This is a genomic window from Sphingomonas sp. CARO-RG-8B-R24-01, assembly GCF_022662295.1.
Classification (GTDB): Bacteria; Pseudomonadota; Alphaproteobacteria; order Sphingomonadales; family Sphingomonadaceae; genus Sphingomonas.
In genome coordinates, this window is record NZ_JAKNQI010000009.1 from 23,950 (window position 1) to 50,131 (window position 26,182).

Consider the following 26,182-nt stretch of genomic DNA (forward strand, 5'->3'; position numbering starts at 1 on the left):
CGCCCCTTCTGCAAACCCCCACCTCGAAATATAGCGACCGCAGGGCAATCGACGCTGGATCATGACGTCGACGAAACTGAACGTGAGGATGCGCGGGCTGGGCCCGCTTGAAGGGGTATACCAGATGATTGATACAGCGATGAGCCGCGCAGATTGCGCGAATGCACCCGCGCGCCGCCTGTCCGCCACCTTGCTTGGCCTGCGCGTCAGCAGCACGGCGCTGGCCGCGGCGCTGACCATGCCGGGGATCGCGTTCGCACAGGACGCCGCTTCCACCGCCAACGCCAACCCGACCGCCAAGGCCCAGGTCGAGGCGACCACCAGCCAGGCCGACCCCACGCCACAGCCCGCAGCGCCCGCCGAAACGCCCGCGCAGGCTGTTGCCGCTGCCGCGCCTGCCGACGAGAACATCGTCGTCACCGGTATCCGCGCCGGGCTCGACTCCTCCGCCAAGATCAAGCGCCAGTCGGTGCTCATCGTCGACTCCGTGTCGGCCGAAGACGTCGGCAAGCTGCCCGACGTGTCGATCGCGGACTCGCTCGCCCGCCTTCCCGGCGTCACTGCGCAGCGTCTCGAAGGCCGCGACCAGCGCCTGTCGATCCGCGGTCTGGGTCCGGACTTCTCGACCACGCTGCTCAACGGCCGCGAGCAGGTCACCGTCGGCGACAACCGCGGCGTCGAGTTCGACCAATATCCGTCGGAATTCTTCAAGACGGTCAACGTCTACAAGTCGGCCGACGCCTCGCTGATCGCGGCGGGCATCGCCGGCACGGTCGACCTGCGGATGCTCCGTCCGCTCGATCAGGGCAAGCGCGTGATCGCGATCAGCGCCCGTGGCCAGATGAACGGGATCGACAAGCTCAACCCGGACGGCACGCGCTACGGTTACCGCGCGTCGGCGACCTATGTCGACAAGTTCGCCAACGACACGCTCGGTATCGCGATCGGCGGGTCGGCGACCTCGGCGCCGTCGCAGGACGAGCGGTACAACGCCTGGGGCTATAACGGCGCGGGCACCGCAGCGAGCCCGTTCGTCGTCCAGGGCGCCAAGCCTTACGTCCAGTCGAACGAGCTGAAGCGGTATGGCGGCGTCGCAACCATCGAATGGCGCCCGTCCGATCGGTTCCACTCGACCTTCGACGCGCTGTATTCGCACTTCGAGGAAACGCAGCACCTGCGCGGCATCGAATTCCCGCTCGACAGCAACGTCAGCAGCGACCCGACTGCCGCCAATTACGCAACGTCGGCGCATCGCGGCCCGATTACCGCGTCTGACGGGTTCGCCGACACGCTGCAGTTCACCAACGTCCACGCGATCCAGCGCAACGACTATAACCAGCGCAAGGCGGAGAATTATTCGCTCGGCTGGAACAACGACCTCAAGCTGACCGAGACGATCCACCTCAACGTCGACGCGAGCTGGAGCCATGCCAAGCGCACCGACTTCCTGCTCGAGACCTATACCGGCACCGGTTATGGGGCCTCGGGGATCGGCGACACGGTCAACCTGACGCGGCAGAGCAACGGCGCCTATCGCATCGTCCCGACGCTGGATTACACCAACACCAACATCTTCAAGCTGACCGATCCGCAGGGCTGGGGCTATAACGGCACTTCGCCGGTGGTGCAGTCCGGCTTCCTCAACCGCCCGAGCTTCAAGGACGACCTCAAGTCGCTCCGCGCCAGCCTGAACGGCGAGTTCGAGAACAGCATCGTCAAGAGCTGGGAAGTCGGCGGCAATTACAGCCGGCGCGAGAAGACCAGCGCCTACCAGTCGTACTTCCTGTGCCCCAAGGCGACGGGAACGACCTGCGCGGTGGGCAACGGCGTCGCGACCTCGGCCGCCATCCCGGCCGAGGCAATCATCGGCACGATCCCGCTCGCCTATCTCGGCGTGCCCGCAGCCCTCGCGCTCAACCCGCTGTATCTGTACAACAACAGCTACAACAGCGCGTATGACGGCCGCCCCAGTTCGCTGGTCCGCGACAACGTCGTGATCGAAAACGTCTATACCGGCTACGCCAAGATCAACATCGACGGCGACGTCGGCGGCAAGGCGCTGAAGGGCTCGATCGGTACGCAGGTCGTCCACAGCGAGCAGCGTTCGGACGGTCAGATCGCCAGCGTCGTCAGCGGGGTCGTGACCAATGCGCCCGCGTCGCAGAAGGTAACCTACACCAACGTGCTGCCGTCGGCGACGATGGCGGTCGAGCTGGTCCCGCTGGGCTATGTCAAGATCGGCGCCTCGCAGACGATGGTCCGGCCGCGGCTCGACCAGGAGCGCGTGACGCAGGACGTTGCGATCAACACCTCCAACATCCAGCTCGGCAACATCAACCCCGGCCTCAACCCGGTGTTCAGCTCGACCGGCGGCAACGTCGCGCTCAAGCCCTATCAGTCGACCAACATCGATCTGTCGTTCGAGCAATATTTCCGTGGCGGCGGCTATGTCGCGCTGTCGGGCTATTACAAGCACCTCACCGACTTCGTGGATCCCAACAACGCGTATTTCTATGACTTCACGTCGCTCCTTCCTGCGCTGACACCGGCGCAGCAGGCGATCGTGATCAACAACAAGCTGACCAACGGCGTCGTCAGCGCGCCGGCCAACACCGGCCGCGGCAGCGTGATCGGTCTCGAGGGCACGATCTCCGTGCCGTTCAAGATGATCACCACGGCGCTCGACGGCTTCGGGGTGTTCGTCTCGGGCAACTACACCGACTCCGCGATCAAGTTCGCCAGCAACCCGACGCAGGCGATCACCCTGCCCGGCCTGTCGAAGTGGACCGGCAGCGGCACGGTGTATTTCGAGAAGCATGGCTTCCAGGCACGCGTGAACTATCGGTACCGCTCGTCCTTCCTGGCCGAAGTCGCGGGTTTGTCGGCAACGCCGACCTACCGCACGGCGCAGTCCGAGGGCATTCTCGATGCGCAGATCGGCTATGAGTTCCAGAGCGGGTTCCTCAAGAACTTCGCGATCCTGGCACAGGCGAAGAATCTGACCGATCGTCCGTTCGTGACTTACCAGAACAACGACCCGCGCCAGGTGATCGATTACCAGCGCTACGGTCGTGATTATTACCTGGGCATCACGTACAAGTTCTGATCGCAGCCTGCGGCGGACAGCGAAACCCTTCGCTGTCCGCCGTTCCGCTGTCTGTTGGTGTAGAAGCGGGGACGCGGAACATGGCCAATCCTTCCGATCCGCACGGGCCGCGCCCGATCCGGATCGTCATCGTCGGCGGCGGGACCGCTGGCTGGATGACCGCGGCCACCTTCGCGCGGTTCCTCGAAGTCGGGTTCGAGATCGATCTGGTCGAATCCGACGAGATCGGTACGGTCGGCGTCGGCGAGGCGACCATTCCGCAGATCCGCCTGTTCAACGATGCGCTGGGGCTCGACGAGGATGCGTTCCTCCGCGCGACGCAGGGGACGTACAAGCTCGGGATCGAATTCGTCGACTGGCTCCGACCGGGGCATCGCTACATGCACGCGTTCGGCGCGGTCGGACGTGATGTCGGGCTGTTGCCGTTCCACCAATATTGGCTGCGCGCCAGGGCTCTCGGGACGGCGAAGGATCTTGCCGCCTATTCGCTCAACAATCAGGCGGCGCTCGCCGACCGGATGCAGCGCGGCCCCGCGCGTACCGCGCGCACGCTCCCCGACATGCCGTCGGCCTTTCACTTCGACGCCGGGCTCTATGCTCGTCACCTGCGCCGCTACAGCGAGACGCGCGGGATCAACCGGATCGAGGGCAAGGTCGTCCGGGTCGATCAGCACGATACCGGCGACATCGCCGCGCTTTGGCTGGAAGACGGCACGACGCTTGCCGCCGATCTTTTCATCGATTGCACGGGTTTCCACGGCTTGCTGATCGAGCAAACGCTCAAGACCGGCTATGACGACTGGACCCACTGGCTTCCCGCCGACCGTGCGATCGCCGTGCCGTCCGAGCGCCGTGCCGCATTCACCCCTTATACGCGATCGACCGCCAAGGCGGCGGGCTGGCAGTGGCGCATTCCGTTGCAGCATCGCACCGGCAACGGCCTGGTCTATTCTTCGGCGCATCTGAGCGACGACGAGGCTGCCGCCACGTTGCTGGCCGGGCTCGACGGGGAGGCGCTGGCGGATCCGCGGCCGATCCATTTCCGCACCGGCAAGCGCCGCAAGATGTGGAACCGCAACGTCGTCGCGATCGGGCTCGCGGGCGGATTCATGGAGCCGCTCGAGTCCACCAGCATCCATTTGATCCAGTCGGCGATCGCACGGCTGATGAAGCTGCTCCCGGGCCGTACCATCGCGGAGGCCGATCGCGTCGAGTTCAATCGCCAGAGCGATTTCGAATATGAGCGCATCCGTGACTTCATCATCCTCCATTACCACGCGAACGAACGGCCCGAGCCGTTCTGGCAGATGTGTCGCGACATGCCGCTGCCCGAGACGCTCGCCGCCAAGATCGACCTGTGGCGCGGCAACGGGCACATCACGCGCGAGCATGAGGAACTGTTCACCGAGGTCGGCTGGCTCCAGGTGTTCGCCGGCCAAGGCGTGATGCCCGCCGGCCACCACCCGCTCGCCGAAGCCATCCCGTCCGCCGACCTCGCCGAATTTCTCGATACGATCGATCAGCTCAACGCCCGTGAGGTTGCCCAGATGCCAAGCCACGCTGACTTCATCGCGCGCCATTGCGCCGCTGCCCAGCCGGTGACGGCATGAGCATCACCGCCGCCTTGCTGCTCGCGCTGGCCGGACAGACCGCTGGTCCGGCAGCCGTCCCGATCGAACAGGTTCGCGCCCGCGCGCCGGAAGACGAGATCATCTATTTCGTCCTGCCCGACCGGTTCGACAATGGCGACCCGTCGAACGACAAGGGCGGTCTTACGGGCGACCGGCTGACCACGGGCTTCGATCCGACCGCCAAGGGTTTCTACCATGGTGGCGACCTCAAGGGGCTGACGCGCCGCCTCGACTACATCCAGTCGCTCGGCGTCACCGCGATCTGGGTTGCGCCGGTGCTCAAGAACAAGGCGGTCCAGGGCGCGCAGGGGCATGAAAGCGCCGGCTACCATGGCTATTGGATTACCGATTTCACCAAGGTCGATCCGCACTTCGGAACGGATGCCGAGTTCGCCGCCTTCGTCGACGCCGCCCATGCGCGCGGGATGAAGGTGTACATGGACATCATAGCCAACCATACCGCGGATGTGATCCAGTACCGCGAATGTATCGCGAAGCGTTGCGCCTATCGCAGCAAGGCGGACTATCCGTATCAGCGTCGCGGGGGCGTCTCCGGCAAGTCGATCAATGCCGGTTTCGCCGGGGACGCGGTGCAGACGCCCGAAAATTTCGCGCGGCTGACCGATCCGTCTTATGCCTACACGCCCTTCGTCCCGGCCGCCGAAGCGCATGTGAAGGTGCCCGAATGGCTCAACGATCCGCGCTATTACCATAACCGCGGCGACTCGACCTTTGCCGGCGAATCCGCGCGCTACGGCGACTTCGGCGGGCTCGACGACGTCATGACCGAGGATCCGCGCGTCGTCGCCGGATTCATCAACATCTATGGCAGCTGGATCGACCGCTTCGGCGTCGATGGCTTCCGCATCGATACCGCGCGCCACGTGAATCCCGAGTTCTGGCAGGCGTTCATCCCGGCGATGCAGTCGCGCGCGGCGGCACGCGGGATCCCGAACTTTCCGATCTTCGGCGAAGTCTATTCCGAGGCGGTCGATCCCGGCTACACCGCGCAGTTCACGCGCCGCGACAAATATCCCGAAGTGCTCGACTTCTCGTTCCAGGCCGCGACCCGCGCGATGCTCACCGGCAAGGCCGGAACGGACGTCTTCGCCAAGCTGATCGACGGCGACGTCCTGTATGAAGGCGGCGACGCCACCGCGCTGCGGTTGCCGACCTTCACCGGCAATCATGACATGGGCCGGATGGGGCACATGCTCGACCAGGCCTGGCCGCAAGCGACCGATGCGGAGCGGCTCCAGCGTCTGACGCTTGCGCACGTGCTGCTGCTTTCCGCGCGCGGCGTACCGACGATCTATTCGGGCGACGAACAGGGCTTCACCGGACACGGTGGCGACCAGGATTCCCGCGAGGACCTGTTCCCGAGCCAGGTCACGAGCTACAACGACAACCGGCTGATCGGCACCACGACCACCACCGCGACCGCGCATTTCGGGACGGACAACCCGATCTTCCAGACGATCGCCAAACTGTCGCGAATCCGGCGCGATCACGTGCAGCTCCGTCGCGGCCGCACCGTCGTTCGGTTCGCGTCGGACAAGCCCGGCCTGCTGGCCTTTACCCGCGGAGATGACGATGGCCGGGAAATTTTCGTGGCGCTCAACACGTCCAGCCAGCCGCTGACCGCCAATGTCGAAGTGGGCGCACGTTCCGCCCGCTTCACGGCCCTTGCCGGGAATTGCCCGGCGAGCGTGACCGCACCCGGTTCGATGATGATAACGCTCCCACCGCTCGGCTACGCAATCTGCGCCGCCGCTCCCGATCGCCTCCCCAGCAAATGAGTCCCATGACCGCCCCCGCTGCCCTGCCCGACCCCGCCGCCCCCGACCCCTGGTGGAAGGGCGCCGCCATCTATCAGATCTATCCGCGCAGCTTCGCGGATTCGAACGGGGACGGCATCGGCGACCTGAACGGGATCACCGCGCATCTCGATCACGTGGCCGGTCTCGGCATGGACGCCGTATGGCTGTCGCCGTTCTTCACCTCGCCGATGAAGGACTTCGGGTATGACGTCGCCAATTACCGCGATGTCGACCCGATCTTCGGCACGCTCGCGGACTTCGACGCGCTGATCGCGCGCGCGCATGCGCTCGGGCTGCGGGTCATCATCGACCAGGTCTATTCGCATACCTCCAACGAACACCCCTGGTTCGAGGCGAGCCGCGCGAGCCGGTCGGGCGACAAGGCCGACTGGTACGTCTGGGCCGACGCGAAGGCCGACGGTAGCCCGCCGTCCAATTGGCAATCGGTGTTCGGTGGGCCGGCGTGGACGTGGGATGCCCGGCGCCAGCAATATTATCTCCACAATTTCCTGAAGGAACAGCCCCAGCTCAACGGGCACAACCCGGCGGTGCAGCAGGAACTGCTCGATACCGCGCGCTTCTGGCTCGATCGCGGCGTGGACGGGTTCCGGCTCGACGCGATCAACTTCGCGATGCACGATCCCGCGCTTACCGATAACCCGCCGGCGCCCGCGACCAATCGTGCCCGGACGCGGCCCTTCGATTTCCAGCTCAAGCTCCATAATCAGGGTCACGCCGACATTCCGCCGTTCCTCGAGCGGATCCGCGCCTTGCTCGACACCTATGGCGCGGGTTTCACGGTCGCCGAGATCGGCGGCGAGGACAGCGACCGCGAGATGAAGCTGTTCACGGCGGATGGCAAACGGCTCGACAGCGCGTACAGCTTCGATTTCCTCTACGCCGATGCGCTGACGCCGGCGCTCGTCGCGGACTCGCTCGCGCGCTGGCCCAATGATCCGACGATCGGCTGGCCGAGCTGGGCGTTCGAGAACCATGACGCGCCGCGCGCCGTATCGCGCTGGACACGCCCCGAGAATGCCGCCGCGTTTGCGCGGATGAAGCTGCTGCTGCTAGCCTGTCTGCGCGGCAACATCTTCCTGTATCAGGGCGAGGAGCTGGGGCTGACGCAGGTCGACATCGCGTTCGAGGACCTGCTGGATCCCGAGGCGATCGCCAACTGGCCGATGACGTTGTCGCGCGATGGCGCACGGACGCCGATGCCGTGGACCGGCGCCGCGCCTGACCTCGGTTTCGGCAGCCAGACGCCGTGGCTCCCGTTCGGCGGCGACCATGCCGCGCTCGCGGTCGATGCGCAGGACGCAGATCCGCACTCGCTGCTTAACTGGACGCGCGCCGTGACCGGCACGCGCAACGCGCACCCAGCGTTACGCTCGGGCGATCTGCGGGTGCTGTACAGCGACGACGCGGTGCTCGCGCTCGAACGCGACGGGGGCGGCGAACGGCTGGTGTGCCTGTTCAACTTCGGCGATCGCGCACGCGACTGGCCGGCGGGTGTGCCGCAGGGCGGGACCGTTCTGCTCGCGACCGATGTGCGCGATGCCGGGATGCTGCCCGCCTTTGCCGGGCTGGTGCTGCGGCTATGACCTATCCGGCGGCGAACCGGACGATCGTGATCCTCGGCGGCGGGACCGCTGGCTGGATCGCGGCCTGCCTGATCGCCAGCCGGTGGCCGCAAGCGCGTGTCACGCTGGTCGAAAGCCCCGACATCGGCATCGTGGGAGTCGGCGAGGGCTCGACCCCGCAGCTCAAGCATTTCTTCGATCAGCTCGGGATCGCCGAAGCCGAATGGATGCCCGCGTGCGATGCTACCTACAAGCTCGGCATCGGGTTCGACGGCTGGTCGCATCGGCCGGGGTTCGACCGCTATTTCCATCCCTTCCCGACAGCGCTCGACAGCCATACCGCGGGAATGTTCTTCTATAACACGCGTGCGCGGCGGACCGGCCGCGACGTGGTGGCCCATCCCGATCGGTTCCTCCTGCCCGCGCGGCTTGCGGCGGCGGCATGTGCGCCACAGCCTGACGAGACTTTCCCGTTCGAGGTCAGCTACGGCTATCATTTCGATGCGTACAAGGTCGGTGCGTTTCTGGCGCGGCATGCGGTCGACAAGCGCGGGGTGATCCATCTCCAGCGCCGCATCGCCGGGGTCGAGCGTTCGGCCGACGGCGGCATCGCGGCGCTTCGCTGCACCGATGGCGAGCGGATCCCAGGCGACGTCTTCGTCGACAGCAGCGGCTTCCGCAGCCTGGTGTTCGAGGGCGCATTGGCCGTGCCGTTCGTCCGGTACGGCGATACCCTGTTCAACGACTCCGCCGTGGTCATGCCGACCCCACGCGACGAAGCCGCCCTGCTCGCCAGCCAGACCCGCGCGACCGCTCTGTCCGCGGGGTGGGTATGGGACATCCCGCTGACCAGCCGGACCGGCAACGGCTATGTCTATTCGAGCCGGCATATCACGCCCGACCAGGCCGAAGCCGAACTGCGCGCGCACCTCGCCATCGGCGACGAGAGCACGGCGCGCCATTTGTCGATGCGGGTCGGGCGCGTCGCCGAAAGCTGGTCACACAATGCGTTGGCGGTCGGCTTGGCGCAGGGGTTTCTCGAGCCGCTCGAGGCGACCGCGCTGCACATCGTGATCGCGACGGTCGAGGCGTTTCTGGACGCCGTCGATGCCGATGGCTTCACCGCCAAGGCACGGACGCCGTTCAACGCCCGGATCGCCGCCCGCTATGATGGCGTGCGCGATTACATCGTCGCGCATTACCGCCTGAACCAGCGCCTTTCCGATCCGCATGGCTATTGGGCCGCCGCGCGCGCGGTCGAGCCCTCCGACATGCTCAAGCGGATCATGTCCGCCTGGTTTACCGGCGCCGATCTGGCGGCGGAGATCGATGCGCTCGACATCGGCCGCTATTACAATGCGATCAGCTGGCATTGCCTGCTGGCCGGCTATGGCACCTTTCCCGACGATGCACGGCTCGTCCCGCCCGGCGCCGAGATCGAGCGGATCGACATGGCCCGGATCGATGATTTTCTGCGCCGATGTGCGCTCAATTTTCGCCCCCACCACACGCACCTCCCCCGGTAATCAGTTGAGAGACCTGTCATGAAACGCCTCCCCCTCGCGCTGCTGCTCGCGACCGTCGCGCTGCCGCTCACCGCAGCCGCCGCCCAGGCGCAGGCCGCCGCGCCCGCCGCCACACTGTCGGCGCAACGCGACGGTGTCGAAGTCACCGCCGGATCCCTCAAGATGCGGCTCGTCGCCCTGTCCGATGATCTGGTCCGGGTGCGGATCGCGCGCGACGGGGTCTATCCGGAAGACGCGAGCTGGGCGGTGCTGCCGGCGCAACGCAAGACGCGCGCGACCGTCACGCCCACCGCCGATGGCTTCACCACCGCCGCCCTGCGCGTCCGTGTCGGCGCAGGCGGCGCGGTGACGTTCGAGACACGCGACGGCAGGATCATTTCCGCCGACGCAGCCCCCGCGAGCGTCGACGGCAAGGCGTTCACGCTCGCCAAGACGCTCCCGATCACCGAGCATTTCTACGGCCTTGGCGACAAGACCGGCGGCCTCGACCGGCGCGGCAAGGAATTCGTCGACTGGAATACCGATGCGTTCGGCTTCACCAGCGGGGACGACCCGATCTACAAGTCTATCCCGTTCTTCGCATCGACCGGCGGCGCGGGCGGGAGTTACGGAATCCTGCTCGACAACACCTATCGTACCTGGTTCGACTTCGGTCACCGCAACGCCGAAACGCTGACGTTCGGTGGCCCGGATGGCCCGATCGACTATTATTTCATCGCCGGCCCCAGCCTCGCCGACGTCACCCGCCGCTACGCCGGGCTGACCGGCCATGCCCCGCTCGCGCCGAAGTGGGCGCTCGGGTACCAGCAGTCACGCTACAGCTACATGTCGGCCGACGAAGTCCGCGAGATCGCCCGGCACCTCCGCGCCGACCGCGTGCCGACCGACGTCATCTGGCTCGACATCGATTATCAGGATCGCAACCGGCCGTTCACTACCAACCCCAAGACCTTCCCGGACCTGCCCGGGCTCGCGGCGGACATGAAGGCGGAGGGGATCAAGCTGATCGCCATCACCGACCTGCATATCGCCAAGGTCGATACCGGCTATGCCCCATATACCAACGGCAAGCGCGCCGACGCGTTCGTCAAGAACCCCGATGGCAGCGTTTACGTCGCGCCGGTCTGGCCCGGCCCGTCGGTCTTTCCCGACTTCACCCAGACCACGTCGCGTCGGTGGTGGGGGACGCTCTACAAGGGCTTTCTCGACGCCGGGATCGCCGGTTTCTGGAACGACATGAACGAGCCGGCGATCTTCAATACGGCGACCAAGACGATGCCGCTGGATACCGTGCACCGCATCGCCAGTGACGATTTCGCGACCCGTACGGGCGACCATCGCGAGATCCACAACGTCTATGGCATGCAGAACACGCGCGCGACCTATGACGGCCTGCTCGCGCTCCGCCCGAACGAGCGTCCGTTCGTGATGACGCGCGCAAGCTATGCCGGCGGCCAGCGCTATTCGGTGACGTGGACCGGCGACAACAGCGCGACCTGGGATCACCTGAAGCTGTCGGTCCACCAGATCATCAACCTCGGCCTGTCGGGCTTCGCCTATAGCGCCGCCGACGTCAGCGGCTTCGCGGGCGGGCCGAGCCCGGACCTGCTGACTCGCTGGTTCGAGATCGGCGCGTTCACGCCCGTCTTCCGTGATCATTCCGCCACCGGTACGCCGCGGGTCGAGCCGTGGGTCGACGGTCCCGACCACCTCGCGATCCGGCGTCGCTTCGTCGAGGAGCGGTATCGCCTGATGCCGTATTTCTACGCGCTGGCGGACCAGAACAACCGCCTGGGCGATCCGATCATGCGCCCGGTGTTCTACGATTATCCGAGCGCCGCGAACATGGGCTGCAACCAGTCGATGACCTTCACGCTCGGCAAGGCGTTGCTGATCGCCCCCCCGCCCAGCCCGGAATCGCCGCAGACCTATGACGTCTGCCTCCCTGCCGGGGGCTGGTACGATTACTGGACCGGCCTGCGCACCGGCACGCCCGAGCACCGCGCCGACGGTCCGATCCAGTCGGCGACGCAGGCGGTCCCGACCGAACACGCCGCAGGCGATCGCGTGCTGGAAACCCCGCGCCTTGACCGCCTGCCGGTGTTCGTCCGCGCCGGCACCATCCTGCCGCGCCAGCCCCTCGTCCAGAGCACGGCGCAGACTCCGACCGGGCCGTTGATGCTGGACGTCTATCCCGGGGCGGATTGCATGGGCACGCTGTACGAGGATGACGGGACGACACTCGCCTATCAGCGGGGCGGCTTCCTGCGCCAGACGGTGCGCTGCACGGTGACGCCGAACGGCCTGTCGATTGCGTTCGAACCGCGGGTGGGCGCGTTCAAGCCATGGTGGTCGCAGGTGGCCGTCACGGTGCATGGCTGGACTGGCCAGGCGAGCGGGACGCGCGACGGCAAGCGGCTGGCAACAACGGCGGATACTGCGGCACAGACGCTTACCTTCACCATGCCCGCGCCGCTCAAGGCGGCGCAGGTGGTGTTGACGCGGTGACGTCGGTCCGTCGCCTGGGCTCGGGCTTCAGCTCGGGCCGGGGCGATGTGTGTTTGCAGGCGGTTCAGCGCCGCGTGTCGAACACGCGCAATCGCTTGCCGGTCCCGCTGCTCTCCAGCGTGTCACGCGTGACGAGCATCGTCGTCCCGGGGCGCAACGCGGCGAGAAGGAGGCGGCGAAAGGCATCGGGAATGTGCGTGTGGGCCCGGTCGGGATCGGTCGGGTCGCCGGGCAGCACCGCTGCGCCGGGCAACGGAAGCCGCAGCCAGTGCGGCCCGGTCGCATCGATGGCCTGGAGGACATAGGCGTTGGTGGTCAGGATCGGCGTATCGATCTGCAGCGGTGCCGATCCGATCTCGCGCCCGTTGCGCAATACGACCAGCCGTCGATCCCGCCCGCTGACGAGCAGGGACAGCGGCCCGGTGGGCGCGCGCTCCGGGGTCCATACGAAGGAGCCCGTGCTGGCAATGCCTTCGGCGTGATCGAGCAGGGGATCGGCCGACGGCGCGATTTCGGGAACAGCCGCTTCATCGGTGATGACGACGGTCGCCCCGGTCTTGGTGATCGCATACAGACGTTCGGCGAACCCCCGCGGAAGGCGGATGCAGCCATGGCTCGCGGCATAGCCCGGCAACGCCCCGGCATGCAGCGCCACACCATCCCAGGTCAGCCGCTGCATGTATGGCATGGGCGCGTTGTCGTAGCGGTTGGAGTGATGGGTGACCGCCTTCTGCAGGATGGTGAACACCCCGGTCGGGGTTTCATGCCCGGCGCGTCCGGTCGATACGGTGCTCACCGCGATGGGAACACCGTTGCGATAGACATAGGCGCGCTGCGTCGCCGTGCTGATCACCACCGTAACCGGCCCCGCGGGCGCAATTTCCGGCTCCCAGAGGAAATCGCCCGGCTTCAGCGCCTCGATCCTGCCCGGTTCGCTCTGCGCGTAGGCGGGCGTGACGCTCAGCAACGCTATCGCCGAGACCGCGCGCCATACCCAAAAAACCCGCTGTTTGTTCAGAATCACGCGCATCTCCCTGCGCATGCTCCACACCATGACGGGCGGCGGGCAGCCATTGGGGCGAATACCTAGCCGCGCTCCTCAAGCGACCGCCAGCGGCGATCGGTCTGGCGCTCAGGCCTCGTCGGGCTGCGGCCCCAGCCCGGCGGCAAAGGCGATCCGCAATGCATCCGGAAAGCTCGGCACCTCCAGCTTGGCCATCAGATTGGCGCGGTGGACCTCAACCGTCCGCGGGCTGATCCCGAAGTCGAACGCGATCGTCTTGTTGGGCAGACCGTGCGCGAGTTGTTGCAGCACGTCACGCTCGCGCGGGGTCAGCGCCGCGATGCGGAGCCTCGCGGAATGCGCTTCGGCGGCATGGCGATCGGCATCCTCGATCCGCGCGATCGCGGCTTCCACCATCCCCAGCAGGACGATCCGTTCGAACGGCTTCTCCAGAAAATCGACCGCTCCGCCCTTCATCGCCCGCACCGCCGTCCCCACGTCGCCATGTCCGGTCAGGATGATGATCGGCATGGCAATCCCCCGCTCCGCCAGCGCCGCCTGCACTTCGAGACCGTCTATTTCCGGCATGCGGACGTCGAGCAGGATGCACCCCATCGGTGCGCTACGCGCCTCCTTCAGAAACGCGACCCCGCTCGCCCAGACATGCACCGCATACCCTGCGGTACGCAGCATGAAGCCGGCCGACTTTCGGATTGCCTCCTCGTCGTCGATGATATGGACCACAGGTCGTTCAGTCATCGCGGGGCTCCGGGGGCGCCAGGGGAATGGTAAAATGGAAAGCGGTGCCGACCGGTCGCGACTCGGCCCAGATGCGACCGCCATGCGCCTCGATGATCGTCCGGCAAATCGACAGGCCAAGGCCCATGCCGTCGCGCTTCGTGCTGGCAAAGGCTCCGAAGATGTTGGCGGCGATACCCGCGTCCAGCCCGGTGCCGCTATCGGTCACGGTCACTTGTGCGAAGTCGCCTTGCCGCCGCGCGGTGAGGCGGACCACGCCCGGTCGATCCACCGGGATCGACTCCACCGCATTGCGCATGAGGTTGATCAGCACCTGCTGGATCTGAACGCGATCGACCAGCACCGCGCCCGTTGCCGGATCGATCGCGCGCTCGATCTCGATCGCGGGCGTCGCGGCACCCACCATGCCCAGCGCACAGGCATCGTCGACGATGTCGCCAAGTCTCTCGACCGACTTGTCGAGCTCGCCGCGCGCGACGAAGTCCCGCAGGCGCCGCACGATCTTGCCCGCGCGGTGTGCTTCCGCCGCCGCCTCGGCCAGCGCCTCCTGGACGATCGCCTGGTTGTCCGGCGCCGCCTCCTGCAACAACGCCAGCGACGTCTCGACGTAATTGGCCACTGCCGTCACCGGCTGGTTCAATTCGTGCGCCAGCGTCGAGGCCATCGTTCCCATCGCCGTGACGCGTGAGATATGCAGCAATTCGGATTGGAGTTCGGCCAGTTGCGCTGCGGCGCTTTCCCGGTTGGTCAGATCCCGAATGAACCCGGTGAACACCCGGCGCCCGCGCCCGCGCGCTTCGCCGATCGCCAGTTCGTGAGCGAAGGTCGTTCCATCCTTGCGCAGCCCGATCACGCGCCGGGCCATGCCGATGATGCGGCGCTCCCCGGTATCGAGATAACGCGACAGATACCGGTCATGCGCCTCGCGATCGGGCGATGGCATCAGCATCGAGACGTTGCGCCCGACCACTTCGGCCTCGTCATAGCCGAACAGGGTTTGCGCGGTGGTGCTGAACGACTGGATCACCCCGTGATCGTCGATCACGATCATCGCATCGGGGACGGTCTCGAGGATCGAATTGAGCAGGATGGCGCTCGACTCGATCGAACTGGCCGAGGCGCGTTCGGCCGTTACGTCGCGGACGACCAGCCAATACCCCTCGACCGCTCCCCCGACCCCGTCGATCGCCGTCAGAGAAACGATCGCGCGGAAGCAGGTGCCGTCCTTGTGGCGGCACAGGTCTTCCGCTGTCTTGCGCCTGGCGAGCCCGTCCGACGCCAGATCGTCGAGCAGGGACGCGGCCGTGCCGGGCGCCAGCAGCCGCCCCGCGCCCTGTCCGCCAATCTCCGCTTCGGTCCAGCCGAACAACAACTCGGCCGCCTTCCCCCAGCCGTTGACAAGGCCCTGCCGGTCCAGTCGCACGATGGCGTGATCTGGCAGCGCCTCGATCAAGCTCGGCAACGCACCGGCCCCGATCGGGTCTGCCGCGATCGCTCCTGCGGCGCGTAACGGATCTTGAACCGGCATCACTGTTCCCGTTGGTTCCTTCTGCCGTACCGCGCCCGGTGCCCCCAGATATCTACGTACTTCTACGGGGCCCCGATATCGCGCAGGAGCGGCCGCGCGACGGGCGCGGCCAGGCGCGTCAGCAGATCCACCAGCCGATCCACGTCGGCAGGCCTCACCGGTCCGGGCGCGACGAGCGGGCGGACGAACGTCTCGAAATACGCAGATTTGCCCTGGTAGGCGAGCGACCATTCCGAAAAGCGCCTCCGGTCCGATCCGCCGTCCTGGACGACGAGCACGTCCCGGTGCCGCGGGTCGCGCCCGATGCTTTGCATCAGCGTCGCGATCACCGCATCTGGCCCTTCGATCAATTGCGCGAAGTGGTTTTCGGTAGCGATCAGCGCGCCTGTCACGCCCAGACTGGCGTTGCGCCGCTCGGCGGGTGCAACGATCGCGGCAATGACGGCGGCCGCCTGCTTCGTAGCGAAGGTATGCGTGCTGACGTAGACGATGGTACGCTGCATTACGGGATCGCCGACAAGAGGTTCGATGATGTTCGGGCGTCATGCCGGCGAACACCATACGAAGTATTCCCGAGCACCGCGGGTTCCTGGCGCGCCGGGCGCACTAACGGGCCGGTGCGCCGGGCCCGGCCACGGTCGCTAGCGCGCAGGCGTCCCGCACCACCAGAGACCGGTACCCCGGCAGCGCGATATAGCCGGCGCGCGCGAAGTCGCGCAGTTTACGGCTGACCGTCTCGATCGAAAGGCCCAGCAGATCGCCGAGTTGCTGACGGCTCAACGGGATCGCGATCTGCCCGCCCGCGTCCGGCGCGCTCCGTCCGGCGAGATCCAGCAGGAAGGTGGCAACTTTCTGGGGCGCCGACAGCCTGGCCAGCATCACCATGCTGCGCTCGGCACGGGACAGATCGTCCAGCGCCCGCATCAGCAGCGCATGCTCGATCGCGGGATGTGCCGCGGCAAACCGCTCGAACGGAGCCCGCGCGAACACGCACAATACGGCATCGGTCAGCGCGGTCAGGCTATGATCGCAGGTGCGGCCGAACAGTCGACCGACCATGGCGCCGGGGTACGCCAATCCGACCACCTGTTCCCGGCCGTCGGCCAGCATCAGGCTGCGTTTCAGTACCCCTTTGCACAGGTTCGCGACGATCGACGAGTCCGCGCCCTCCCAGGCCAGGGTCTCCCCGGCGCGGAGCGTCTCGATGCGTCGGAGCGCCGCGAGATCGGCGCGGCCGGAGTCCGGCACGCTCGCGCAGATCGTGCGCTCACGTACCGCGCATCCGGCGCATGGTCCGGCGACGGCGTTCTTCCTCACCACAGATCGAAGATACATAGCGCCCCCATGCATCGCGAATACGAAAGACGAGCGGTGGAGGATCGCCGTAATCTTACGTAGCTGCGCGCTTGTCGCCGCGCAAACCGACCGCTCTGTCCTGCCGCTACCCGGGTTCCCGTCACGAACACCGGAGAGACATCATGCAGTTTACTTCACTCCTGGCCGTAGCGATCGCGATCGGCATAGCGATCCCGGCGCAGGCGCAAATCAGCAAGGGCGACGTCCTGATCCGTGCGCGCGCCATCGTGGTCGCGCCCAATGAACGCAGCGGCGCCGTCACCCCCGGCTTTCCCGGCAGTCGCCTGGGCGTCGACACCAGCGTCGCGCCGGAAGTCGACTTTACCTATATGCTCAGCGATCACATCGGCACGGAGCTGATCCTGGCGACAACCAAGCATAGCGTGAGCGGACGCGGCACGATCGCGGCCCTCGACAAGGTTGCCAGCACCTGGGTGCTGCCCCCCACACTGACTCTCCAATATCACTTCGCGCCAAAGAGCCATGTTCGGCCGTATCTCGGCGCTGGGGTCAATTACACGATCTTCTATCATGCGAGGGCGAGCGATTCGCTGGTCGGCGCGATCGGTGCGACGGACGTCCATCTCACCGATAGTTTCGGCTATGCCCTCCAGACCGGGATCGACGTGGACATTTCCCGCCGCATGTTCGTCAATCTCGATGTGAAATACATCGATATGAACACCACCGCACGTCTCGATACCGGCGCCGCGGTCAACCGGGCACGCGTTCACGTCGATCCGATCGTCGCGGGCATCGGTGTGGGAATACGGCTCTAGCTTCCCGGAACCGCACGGCCGAGGTCGTGCGGTTTGACCCGGTCAAATGCGGCCCGGGGGGTACCGTGGCAGAACGCGGTCCTGCGAAAGGAGCAGGACGATGCACAGCGATGCCGATGGGTTTCTCTATCTCGCTGTCGGGGCGATGATCGTGTTCATGGCGATCCTGTTGTGGGCCTGCCTGACCGACCGGGGTCCGCCTCCGACCGATACCCGGTCGCCGATGCGATAGCTGTCCCGTGCAAAAGGCCGCCCCGGTATCCCGAGGTGGCCTTCTGCCGTCTTGCTCCGGTCTTTTGTCCCTCAATCGTCCGCGGGCAATTCCAGTTCGTGCCACAGGCCGTTGAGGATGCCGAACGCGACCGCGAGGCCGAGGCCCAGAACCCAGCTGAAGTACCACATGTGCATCACTCCCAAGGCTATTGATCAATACAGGTCGACGTTGGCCACGACCTGCGCGGTCGTGACCCGACCGAACATCACGCGGTAGACCCAGGCGGTATAGAGCAACACGATCGGCAACAGCACGACCGTCACCCCCAGCATCAGCCCGAGCGTCGCCTGGCTCGACGAGGCATTCCACACCGTCAGGCTCGAATGCGCATCGATGCTCGACGGCAGGATGAACGGGAACATCGATACGCCGACCGTCGCGATGATGCCGCACGCCGCCACCGAGGACCCAACCAGCGCCGCCGCCTCACGGCGCACCAGGATTCCCGCCAGTGCGAGCGCCGTTCCGCCGAAGCCGAGCACCGGTGCCAGGATCATCCAGGGATGACGGCCATAATTGGCGAGCCATGCGCCCTGCTGGATCACCGTCGTCATGCGTGTCGGGTTCGACGGGCCGAGCGGATCGACGCTCCCCTGCACCGCATACCCATTGCCAGCCGCCACGAAGCCCCAGCCGACCGCGAACAACAGCAGCGACACCACTGCGGCGACCGTGCCGAAGGCCCGGGCGCGATAATGGACCGACCCTCGTTCCACCTTCACCGCCAGCCAGGCGCTGCCGTGCAGCACCAGCATCGCCACCGACAACAGTCCGCAGACCAGGGTGAACGGGGTGAACAGGCCCAGCAGGCCGCCGACATAGGTCGCGCGCAGGTCATCGTCGACCCGGAACGGGGCGCCCTGCAGGACATTGCCGACCGCAACGCCGAACACCAGCGCGGGCACCAGTCCGCTGACGAACAACGCCCAATCCCATCGTCCGCGCCATTTGGGGCTGTTCGACTTGGAGCGGTATTTGAACGCCACCGGTCGCAGGATCAACGCTGCCAGCACGAGGAACATCGCGAGGTAGAAGCCCGAGAAACTGATCGCATAGACGAGCGGCCATGCCGCGAAGATCGCCCCGCCGCCGAGGATGAACCACACCTGGTTCCCTTCCCACGTCGGCGCGATCGCATTGATCACGATCCGCCGCTCGACGTCGTCGCGCGCGATGAACGGCAGCAGCGCGGCAACGCCGAGATCGAAGCCATCGGTGACGGCAAAGCCGATGAGCAACACGCCAAGCAGCGTCCACCAGATCAGCCGGAGGAGTTCATAGTCGAGAAATGCCATGGTCGGATCCTCCTTCAGGCAACGAGTTCAGGGATGGGCCGGGCGCCGGCGGGGTCGGGCAGCGGGTCTGGCGCGGCATCCGGCAGCCCCTCGATCGGGCCGTGGGCGATCGCCGCGAGGACAAGACGAACCTCGATCACCGCCAGCACCCCGTAGAGCGCGGTGAAACCGACGATCGTCGTGATCAGCATCGCCGGGGTTAGCGACGACATCGCCAGGAACGTCGGCAGCACGCCGTCGATCGCCCATGGCTGCCGCCCCAGTTCGGCAACCACCCAGCCGAGTTCCGCCGCGATCCACGGCAGCGGCATCGCCGCGACCGCCAGACGCAGGAACCAGCGGTAGCGGTCATGCCGCCGGGCGGTCGAGATGAGGAAGGCCGCAGTGAAGAGGGCGATCATCACGAACCCGATCCCCGCCATGATACGAAACGACCAGAACATCAGCGGGACGCTGGGCACCGTGTCCCAGGCGGCCGCATCGATCATGGCCGGCGTCGCGGCAGCGGGATCCGCGACATAGCGCTTCAGCAGCAGTGCATAGCCGAGATCGCGCTTGTGCATCTCGAAGGCGGCACGCGCAGCTTTGTCGGTGGGTGCGTGCTTCAGCACCTGGACCGCGCGATAGGCAACCTGTCCCGAGGTGATCCGCTCGTGTGCCTTGAGCACCAGTTCCGACATGCCGGTGACTTCGCCCGTGAGGCTCCGCGTCGCCATGAGACCGAGCACCCACGGGACCTCGACCTGATACCGCGTCGTCCGCGTCTTGAGATCGGGAAGCCCGAACAGCGTCAAGCCGGCCGGGGCCGGCGCGGTGTGCCATGCCGCCTCGATCGCGGCCAGTTTCATCTTCTGGTTGTCGGTGAGCGCATAGCCACTCTCGTCCCCGAGAACGACCACCGACAGCGACGACGCGAGCCCGAAAGCCGCGGCGACCGTCATCGATCGCTTTGCGACCTGCGTCCAGCGCCCCTGCAGGAGGTAGAAGGCCGAAACCCCGAGCACGAGCACCGAGGCGATGACATACCCCGCGCTGACGGTGTGCACGAACTTCGCTTGCGCGACCGGGTTGAACAGGACGGCGCCGAAATCGGTCACTTCCATCCGCATCGTATCGGTATTGAAGCGCGCACCGACCGGATTCTGCATCCAGCCGTTCGCGATCAGGATCCACAGCGCCGACAGGTTCGAGCCTACCGCGACCATGAACGTCACGAACAGATGTTGCCGCTTGCTGAGCTTTTCCCACCCGAAGAACATCAGGCCGACGAAGGTCGCCTCGAGGAAAAAGGCCATCAGCCCCTCGATCGCCAAGGGCGCGCCAAACACGTCGCCGACATATTGCGAAAAATACGACCAGTTGGTGCCAAACTGGAATTCCATCGTCAGCCCGGTGGCGACGCCCAGGACGAAGTTGATCCCGAAGATCTTCGCCCAAAACCGCGTGACCACGCGCCAGATCGGCCGATTGGTCATCACGTACAGCGATTCCATGATGACCAGCATGAAACTCAGGCCGAGCGTCAGCGGGACGAACAGAAAGTGGTACAGCGCGGTCAGCGCAAACTGAAGTCGCGATAAATCGACGACACTGAAATCCATTACAAAGCCCTCCGGGCCCAAGCAATAGTGAGCCGCCCCTGGCAATCCGGCTAACCGTGCAGGGGTGTCGGCCGGAATACGCGGTTTCCCGTATTCGACCGCCGTCCCCCCTGTTCTAGGCAGCGGTCATGACCAGTGCTGCCCTTCCCGGCCACCAGCCGCGCCCCGTTCTATCGGATTTGGCGCGGCATGCCTCGCGCCTGCCGGTGCTGCTGCTGTTGATCGATAGCGGCGGTGCGGTCGTCTTCGCCGGCGGCATCGCGGGGGCGGTTTCGACGGTCGCGGCGGGATCGGCTCCGGTGGCAGGGTGGATCGGCCTGATGCTGCTCGGCGGTGCGATCCGCGGGGCCGGGACGTGGGCATCGGCACGCGTCGCTGCGCGCGACGCGCAATGTGCCAAGCAAGACGTCCGCGAACGAGTGGTTGCCGCACTGTTCCGCCCGCTTGCGGGTAACGGGACGACGGGCGCGGCGATGACCGGGGCGGTCGACGAAGTGGAAGCCATCGATGGCTATGTCGCCCGCTTCCTTCCGGCGCGGCGGGCCGCGCGCATCGCGCCCCTTATCGTCGGGGCAGCGATCGGGATCGCCAGTCCGATTTCCGCGGCGATCCTGCTGCTGACCCTGCTGCCGTTCATCGCTACGATGGCGCTGGCCGGGGGCGCGGCGGCGGCGGAGTCGCGCCGTCAGTTCGAGGCGCTCGCGCGACTGTCGATCCGTTTCGCCGATCGGGTCCGCGCCCTCCCCGTCATCCTCGCGTTCGGCGCGGTCGAACGCGAGACGCACGGCATCGCGGCGGCATCGGATGCGGTCGCCGCGCGGACGATGCGCGTCTTGCGCGTCGCGTTCGTATCGTCTGCCGCTCTCGAATTCTTCGCCGCGCTCTCGGTTGCGCTGGTCGCCGTCTATGCCGGGTTCAACCTGCTCGGACTGTTGCCCGTCAACGTGCCCGAACACCTCACGCTCGGCCGGGCCTTCTTCGTTCTCGCGCTGGCGCCGGAGGTCTATGCGCCGATGCGGCGCCTGGCCGCGGCCTATCATGACCGCCAGGCTGCCGAGACCGCGGCGGAACGGATCGCGGGCCTCGTGGCGGCGCAAGCCCCCCGCCCCCCCGCATGGATCCGCGCCGGCGATGGCCCGCCCCGGCTGACGTTCGACCGCGTCACGATCCGCTATCCCGGGACCGACCACGCCGCGCTCGAAAACCTGACGCTCGACATCGCCCCGGGCGAGATCATCGCCCTGACGGGGCCGTCGGGCAGCGGCAAGTCGAGCCTGCTGCATCTGCTGCTAGGCCTGGCACCGCTCAGCGCGGGGCGGGTGGAGATCGATGGCCAGACGCTGCCCCCGGATGCGTCGCTCGCGGCGATGGCGGCGTGGTCGGGCCAGGCTCCGTTGCTACTGCCGGGAACGATCGCCGACAACATCGCGCTATCGGATCCCGGTGCCCACCCGGACGCCATCGCCCAGGTGGCAGCAATGACAGGCCTGATGCCGGTTCTTGGACGGCGCCGGGGCGGCCTGCACGCGCAATTGGATGCGCGTGGCAGCGGCCTGTCCGGCGGTGAGCGGCGGCGCATCGGACTGGCGCGCGCGATGCTCAAGCGAGGCCCGCTGCTGCTGCTCGACGAACCGACCGCGCATCTCGATCGTGGTGCCGAAACCGCGATGATCGCAACCATCCGCCACGCGTGCCGTGGCCGGACGGTGCTGATCGCCACGCACAGCCCTGCCCTCGCCGCGATCGCCGGCCGGGTCATCGCGCTGGATTGCCGATGATCCCGCGATCCGCCTCGCCCCTCGCCACCTTACTGCGCGCGGCGGCGCGCGCCCGACGCCGCGATCTTAACCGCGCTGCGGCGTGCGCGCTTGCCCTGTCGGTCGCGACGGTGCTGCTGCTGGGGTTGTCTGGCTGGTTCCTGACCGCGGCCGCGCTCGCCGCCATGACGGGCGCTGCACATCTCTTCAATTACATGCTGCCGGCCGTCGGCATCAGGTTGCTCGCGATTGTCCGCACCGGCGCGCGCTACGGCGAGCGGCTGAACGCGCATGATGCGGCGCTCGGTATGCTCGCTCGCATCCGCCCGGCCCTGTTCGGCGCGATCGCGGCGGCGCCGCCCGGACGCGCCCGCGCCCTGTCCACCGGGGAAGCCAGCGCTCGCCTCGTCCAGGATGTCGCCGTCATCGAGGCATCGGTGGTCCGCCGGTCGGCGATCTGGTCGCTCCTCGGGGCCATCCTTTCGAGCGGAGCGCTGGCGCTCGTGGCGGGCACCGCGACGCTGTTTGCGGTCCTGACCGTGCTGGCCGCAACGATCGCTGCGGCGGCACTGATGGCCCGAAGGCTGGGAAAGCCGGCGGCCGCCGTCCTGCTGGCGAACGGCGCGCTCAAGGACAGGATAGCACGCTACGGCGCCGCGGCAGCTGAACTGCGCTGCTACGGGATGGAAGATCGCGCCACCGCCGAAGTCGCGATCTGTAGCGAAACCCTGTCCGCCGCGCAGCTGGCGCGGGTCGATGCGTCGAGCTGGCTCGACGTCTTACTCGCGATCGCGACGGCGCTTGCGGCGAGTGCCGCCTTCGTCCTGGCGGCTCCCGCCGGGGCGGCGGCCGCCGCCTTGGCGGCGCTGGCGGCTGCAATGGGGGTGGACGGCATCGCCCCGCTGATCCGCGACCTCGGCGAGCGCGCCGGCGTCACCACGGCGACCGCGCGGCTCGACCGACTGCTGCGGCAGTCGGAAACCAGGTGCGCACGCCCGCGTCCGCCGGACCCGCTTGCCTTGGAACTGTGGTTTGCCGACTTGGGAAACGCGACGTTCGACCCGGGCGAGCGGATCGCGCTCGTGGGACCGTCCGGCTGCGGCAAGACCAGCCTGGTCGAGACCCTGCTGGGATTGCGTCCGGCGGCGCGCGATCGGGTTTGCATCGGCGGCGTGGATATCACCGACATCCCCGCCAGCCAGGCGCGCGAACTGTTCGCTTTCGCCCCGCAGGATGCCCATCTGATCGCCGGAACGGTGCGAGACAATCTGCTGCTTGCCGATCCGGATGCCAGCGACGCAGCGCTGTGGCATGCGCTTCATGATGCCGCCCTGGATATCTGTGTCGCCGGCCTGACGGACGGGCTGGATGCCTGGATCGGCGAGAATGGCGCGCGGCTTTCAGGCGGCGAGAAGCGCCGGCTGTCGCTCGCCCGCGCATTGCTGTCGGCGGCGCCGTGGCTGGTCCTCGACGAACCGACCGAGGGACTCGACCCGCAGACCGAGCATGCCGTGCTGGCGCGGATCGAGGCGCGTCTCGATCGGACCGGTCAGGGTGTGCTGGTCATTACGCACAGTCCATCAGTCCGTCGATTCTGCGACTCCACCGCTTATATGGGTGGCACCGCCGCAGCCGACGGTCTGGTGCCCTGGCCGGACTTGCCTCAACGCGCGCAGCTGGTCGGCGAGACCTGATTCCCGGCGCGGCCGTCGGTTCACCCGGTTACCGCGTCAGCGCTGCTTCTGCCCAGGTGACCGGATCCGGGAAGCGCATAGGCCGTGCGGTCCGCGCCACCAGCTCGATGATCTTTACCCCGCGGACATCGACCTTCATTGATGCCGCCGCATCTCCAAACCGCATGGCCGCCGACTGGCGCAGCAGCTTGCCATCCCCATAGACCGAGAACCGCACCGGCTCGCTGCGGTCGCGCGCGGAATCGTCCACGCCGACCAGCGTGGTGAAGTGGTCGAACCCGGTGTTGCGGACCTCTATTCGTGAATTGGCCAGGATGCCGATGCCGGTAGCGAAGCTGTGCCCGGCAACCTGCAGCGTCTCGCCATAAGGGGTCGTGTCGGCTTGCGCCCCGCCCCAGCCGCCATAGCGCGGACGATCCCCCCCGCCGCGTGTCCCGCTCCAGGCGGAAATCGCCCGATGCGCGATCGGTTCGTGCTCGGGAACCGTCACGCCGTCCACGGCGGGGTTTACGCTGCCGGGTTGCTCGGACAAGTACAGCCCCGCTGGCAACTGGCGCTCGCCGCGCGCGATGAACACCCGCGTCTGATGCGGCGCTAGCGTCATTTTCGTCTCGTCGCGAAAGTCACGCTTCTGCCCCGTCCACACATCGTCTAGCACGACCTGGGCCGTGTCGGTGTATTTGAGCTGCGCCGCGGTCAGCACGACGTCGGTCGAGACGGCGTTGCGGTTGAAGATCGCGACAGCCTTTTCGCCGCTTGCCAGCGTCTTGACCAGGATCTGGACGTCGTCGGTATCATAGGCCAGCACTGCCTGGTTGCCCGCGGGGTCCTGATTGAGCGCGATGATCCGCGCGTTTCCAAGCAGGCCGATCAGCGCGGGTGATGCCTTACGCAGGTCGTAACCGATGAACAGCGGCGCGTTTTCCATTGCCCACAAGGCGAAATGACTGCGCGCCTCCTCCAGATGCTGCACGTCGAAGTCGCCGGTGCCGACGAACAGCATGTCGGGGTCATTCCACGACCCGGCGTGGGCATAGAGCGCGCGGCGCGACACGGTATCGAAATTGTGCAGCATCCGCGACCATTTGGGCGAAATATCCTCGCTGGTCCGCGAGATGTTGCCCAGGTCCTTGCCCCAGGCGCGCACGTCCGCCGATCCCCACAGGCAGATCGAGAAGAGATAGTCGCGGTCGGGGTTATAGCGTTTCAACGCCGCCCCGACCGACTGATACAGCCCGCGCACCGTCGGGATATCAGTACGTCCGAGCGACTCCGGATCGATGATCGGTGCGAACGCCCGGTACGTGCCGGCCTGAACGAGCTTGCTGCTGGCGGGCAATCCGCGAATGCCGCAGCCATCGACCTTGATCAGGTCGAACCCCCAGTCGGCGAAATACAGACGAATGTCCTGATCGACATGTCCGTAAAGCCCGACCTCTCGTTCCGCGACGGTTCCTTGGGGCTGGTTGGGCGCGGTCGACGCGTAGATCTGCCCGCACGAGTTACGGCCGATATCGGAATAGATCCCGGCCTTGAAGCCCATCGCGTGCAGCCGGTCGGTAAGTGGCCTGAAACTCGTGTCCCCGCCCGGCCCCGCCCCCGCCGCCGACGGAAAGGTCGCGGTGCGGATGACCATCCGCCCGTCCGGCTGACGCCGTTTGAGCCACCAGCCATCGTCGATGTCGATGTACCGATACCCCTTGGCGGCCAGCCCGCTGTCCGCGATGATCTTCGCGGAGGCGATCACCTTTTCCTCGCTGACGTCGGTGCCGAACGCGTTCCAGCTGTTCCACCCCATCGGCGGCAGCCTGGCAGCTCCGTCGCCGTTCGCGCTCCAACGGCCGGTCGGGGCGAGATCATCCGCCAGCGCCGGCGCCGGTACGAGCGCCAGGCCGATCCCGGCGACGCCGAGACCGATCGTGCGCAGGCGTTTCAATACCGCCGGTTGCATCAGCCCATCTC

General features: G+C 66.7%; 19 protein-coding genes. 10 read left to right on the forward strand and 9 right to left on the reverse strand.

The features are described 5' to 3' along the window. The first annotated feature begins 124 nt into the window (after nucleotides 1–124). From L8G49_RS16710 to L8G49_RS16735, 6 genes are all read left to right on the forward strand, one after another. The gene (locus L8G49_RS16710; RefSeq protein WP_242186864.1) at nucleotides 125–3,106 is read left to right on the forward strand and encodes a TonB-dependent receptor; all 2,982 of its coding nucleotides are present in this window, start codon (nucleotides 125–127) and stop codon (nucleotides 3,104–3,106) included. 80 nt (nucleotides 3,107–3,186) lie between these two features. After that, a complete protein-coding gene (locus L8G49_RS16715; protein ID WP_242186865.1) occupies nucleotides 3,187–4,716 on the forward strand; it encodes a tryptophan halogenase family protein in 1,530 nt (509 codons plus the stop codon). Then, nucleotides 4,713–6,536, forward strand: a complete 1,824-nt coding sequence (locus L8G49_RS16720) for an alpha-amylase family glycosyl hydrolase (RefSeq protein ID WP_242186867.1) — start codon at nucleotides 4,713–4,715, stop codon at nucleotides 6,534–6,536. The genes L8G49_RS16715 and L8G49_RS16720 overlap by 4 nt, the downstream gene beginning before the upstream one ends. 5 nt (nucleotides 6,537–6,541) lie before the next feature. Continuing rightward, nucleotides 6,542–8,161, forward strand: a complete 1,620-nt coding sequence (locus tag L8G49_RS16725) for an alpha-amylase family glycosyl hydrolase (protein ID WP_242186869.1) — start codon at nucleotides 6,542–6,544, stop codon at nucleotides 8,159–8,161. Beyond that, nucleotides 8,158–9,666, forward strand: a complete 1,509-nt coding sequence (locus L8G49_RS16730) for a tryptophan halogenase family protein (protein ID WP_242186871.1) — start codon at nucleotides 8,158–8,160, stop codon at nucleotides 9,664–9,666. The genes L8G49_RS16725 and L8G49_RS16730 overlap by 4 nt, the downstream gene beginning before the upstream one ends. Nucleotides 9,667–9,684: 18 nt before the next feature. Continuing rightward, nucleotides 9,685–12,174: a TIM-barrel domain-containing protein gene (locus L8G49_RS16735; protein ID WP_242186872.1), complete on the forward strand. Its 2,490-nt coding sequence runs from the start codon at nucleotides 9,685–9,687 to the stop codon at nucleotides 12,172–12,174. Between the two features lie 64 nt (nucleotides 12,175–12,238). On the opposite strand, the gene L8G49_RS16740 is transcribed toward L8G49_RS16735, so the two are convergent. The 5 genes from L8G49_RS16740 to L8G49_RS16760 form a co-directional block, all read right to left on the reverse strand. Beyond that, entirely contained in the window at nucleotides 12,239–13,198 is a 960-nt protein-coding gene (locus L8G49_RS16740; protein ID WP_242186873.1) for a L,D-transpeptidase, read from the reverse strand. Between the two features lie 108 nt (nucleotides 13,199–13,306). After that, nucleotides 13,307–13,936, reverse strand: coding sequence for a response regulator (locus tag L8G49_RS16745; RefSeq protein WP_242186874.1), 630 nt, complete (start codon nucleotides 13,934–13,936; stop codon nucleotides 13,307–13,309). Beyond that, nucleotides 13,929–15,464, reverse strand: coding sequence for a PAS domain-containing sensor histidine kinase (locus L8G49_RS16750; protein ID WP_242186875.1), 1,536 nt, complete (start codon nucleotides 15,462–15,464; stop codon nucleotides 13,929–13,931). Before L8G49_RS16750 ends, L8G49_RS16745 begins: the two co-directional genes overlap by 8 nt. A 62-nt stretch (nucleotides 15,465–15,526) precedes the next feature. Next, on the reverse strand, nucleotides 15,527–15,967 hold the full coding sequence (locus L8G49_RS16755; protein ID WP_242186876.1) for a BLUF domain-containing protein: 441 nt from the start codon (nucleotides 15,965–15,967) through the stop codon (nucleotides 15,527–15,529). Nucleotides 15,968–16,070: 103 nt separating this feature from the next. Further along, on the reverse strand, nucleotides 16,071–16,799 hold the full coding sequence (locus L8G49_RS16760) for a Crp/Fnr family transcriptional regulator (RefSeq protein ID WP_242186877.1): 729 nt from the start codon (nucleotides 16,797–16,799) through the stop codon (nucleotides 16,071–16,073). Nucleotides 16,800–16,942: 143 nt separating this feature from the next. Here L8G49_RS16760 and L8G49_RS16765 point away from each other — a divergent pair, with 143 nt between their 5' ends. Then, a complete protein-coding gene (locus tag L8G49_RS16765; protein WP_242186878.1) occupies nucleotides 16,943–17,599 on the forward strand; it encodes an OmpW family outer membrane protein in 657 nt (218 codons plus the stop codon). Nucleotides 17,600–17,699: 100 nt separating this feature from the next. Next, nucleotides 17,700–17,831, forward strand: a complete 132-nt coding sequence (locus L8G49_RS21030; protein ID WP_277923340.1) for a hypothetical protein — start codon at nucleotides 17,700–17,702, stop codon at nucleotides 17,829–17,831. 71 nt (nucleotides 17,832–17,902) lie between these two features. Here L8G49_RS21030 and cydX read toward each other — a convergent pair whose 3' ends face one another. From cydX to L8G49_RS16780, 3 genes are read right to left on the reverse strand one after another with little or no spacing between them, the layout of a single operon-like run. Further along, entirely contained in the window at nucleotides 17,903–18,001 is a 99-nt protein-coding gene (gene cydX, locus L8G49_RS16770) for a cytochrome bd-I oxidase subunit CydX (protein ID WP_242140137.1), read from the reverse strand. 24 nt (nucleotides 18,002–18,025) lie between these two features. Beyond that, nucleotides 18,026–19,168, reverse strand: a complete 1,143-nt coding sequence (gene cydB, locus L8G49_RS16775; RefSeq protein WP_242186880.1) for a cytochrome d ubiquinol oxidase subunit II — start codon at nucleotides 19,166–19,168, stop codon at nucleotides 18,026–18,028. A 14-nt stretch (nucleotides 19,169–19,182) separates the two neighbouring features. After that, nucleotides 19,183–20,769 carry a cytochrome ubiquinol oxidase subunit I gene (locus tag L8G49_RS16780; protein ID WP_242140135.1) on the reverse strand — a complete coding sequence of 529 codons (1,587 nt, stop codon included), beginning with the start codon at nucleotides 20,767–20,769 and terminating at the stop codon, nucleotides 19,183–19,185. A 128-nt stretch (nucleotides 20,770–20,897) separates the two neighbouring features. On the opposite strand from L8G49_RS16780, the gene cydD reads away from it, so the two are divergent. Together cydD and L8G49_RS16790 are read left to right on the forward strand one after the other, a co-directional pair. Continuing rightward, nucleotides 20,898–22,547 carry a thiol reductant ABC exporter subunit CydD gene (cydD, locus tag L8G49_RS16785; RefSeq protein WP_242186881.1) on the forward strand — a complete coding sequence of 550 codons (1,650 nt, stop codon included), beginning with the start codon at nucleotides 20,898–20,900 and terminating at the stop codon, nucleotides 22,545–22,547. Then, complete coding sequence (locus tag L8G49_RS16790) at nucleotides 22,544–24,220, forward strand: ATP-binding cassette domain-containing protein (RefSeq protein WP_242186882.1); 1,677 nt, start codon at nucleotides 22,544–22,546, stop codon at nucleotides 24,218–24,220. Before cydD ends, L8G49_RS16790 begins: the two co-directional genes overlap by 4 nt. Nucleotides 24,221–24,248: 28 nt before the next feature. On the opposite strand, the gene L8G49_RS16795 is transcribed toward L8G49_RS16790, so the two are convergent. Continuing rightward, on the reverse strand, nucleotides 24,249–26,171 hold the full coding sequence (locus L8G49_RS16795) for an NPCBM/NEW2 domain-containing protein (RefSeq protein ID WP_242186883.1): 1,923 nt from the start codon (nucleotides 26,169–26,171) through the stop codon (nucleotides 24,249–24,251). Nucleotides 26,172–26,182 lie beyond the last annotated feature (11 nt).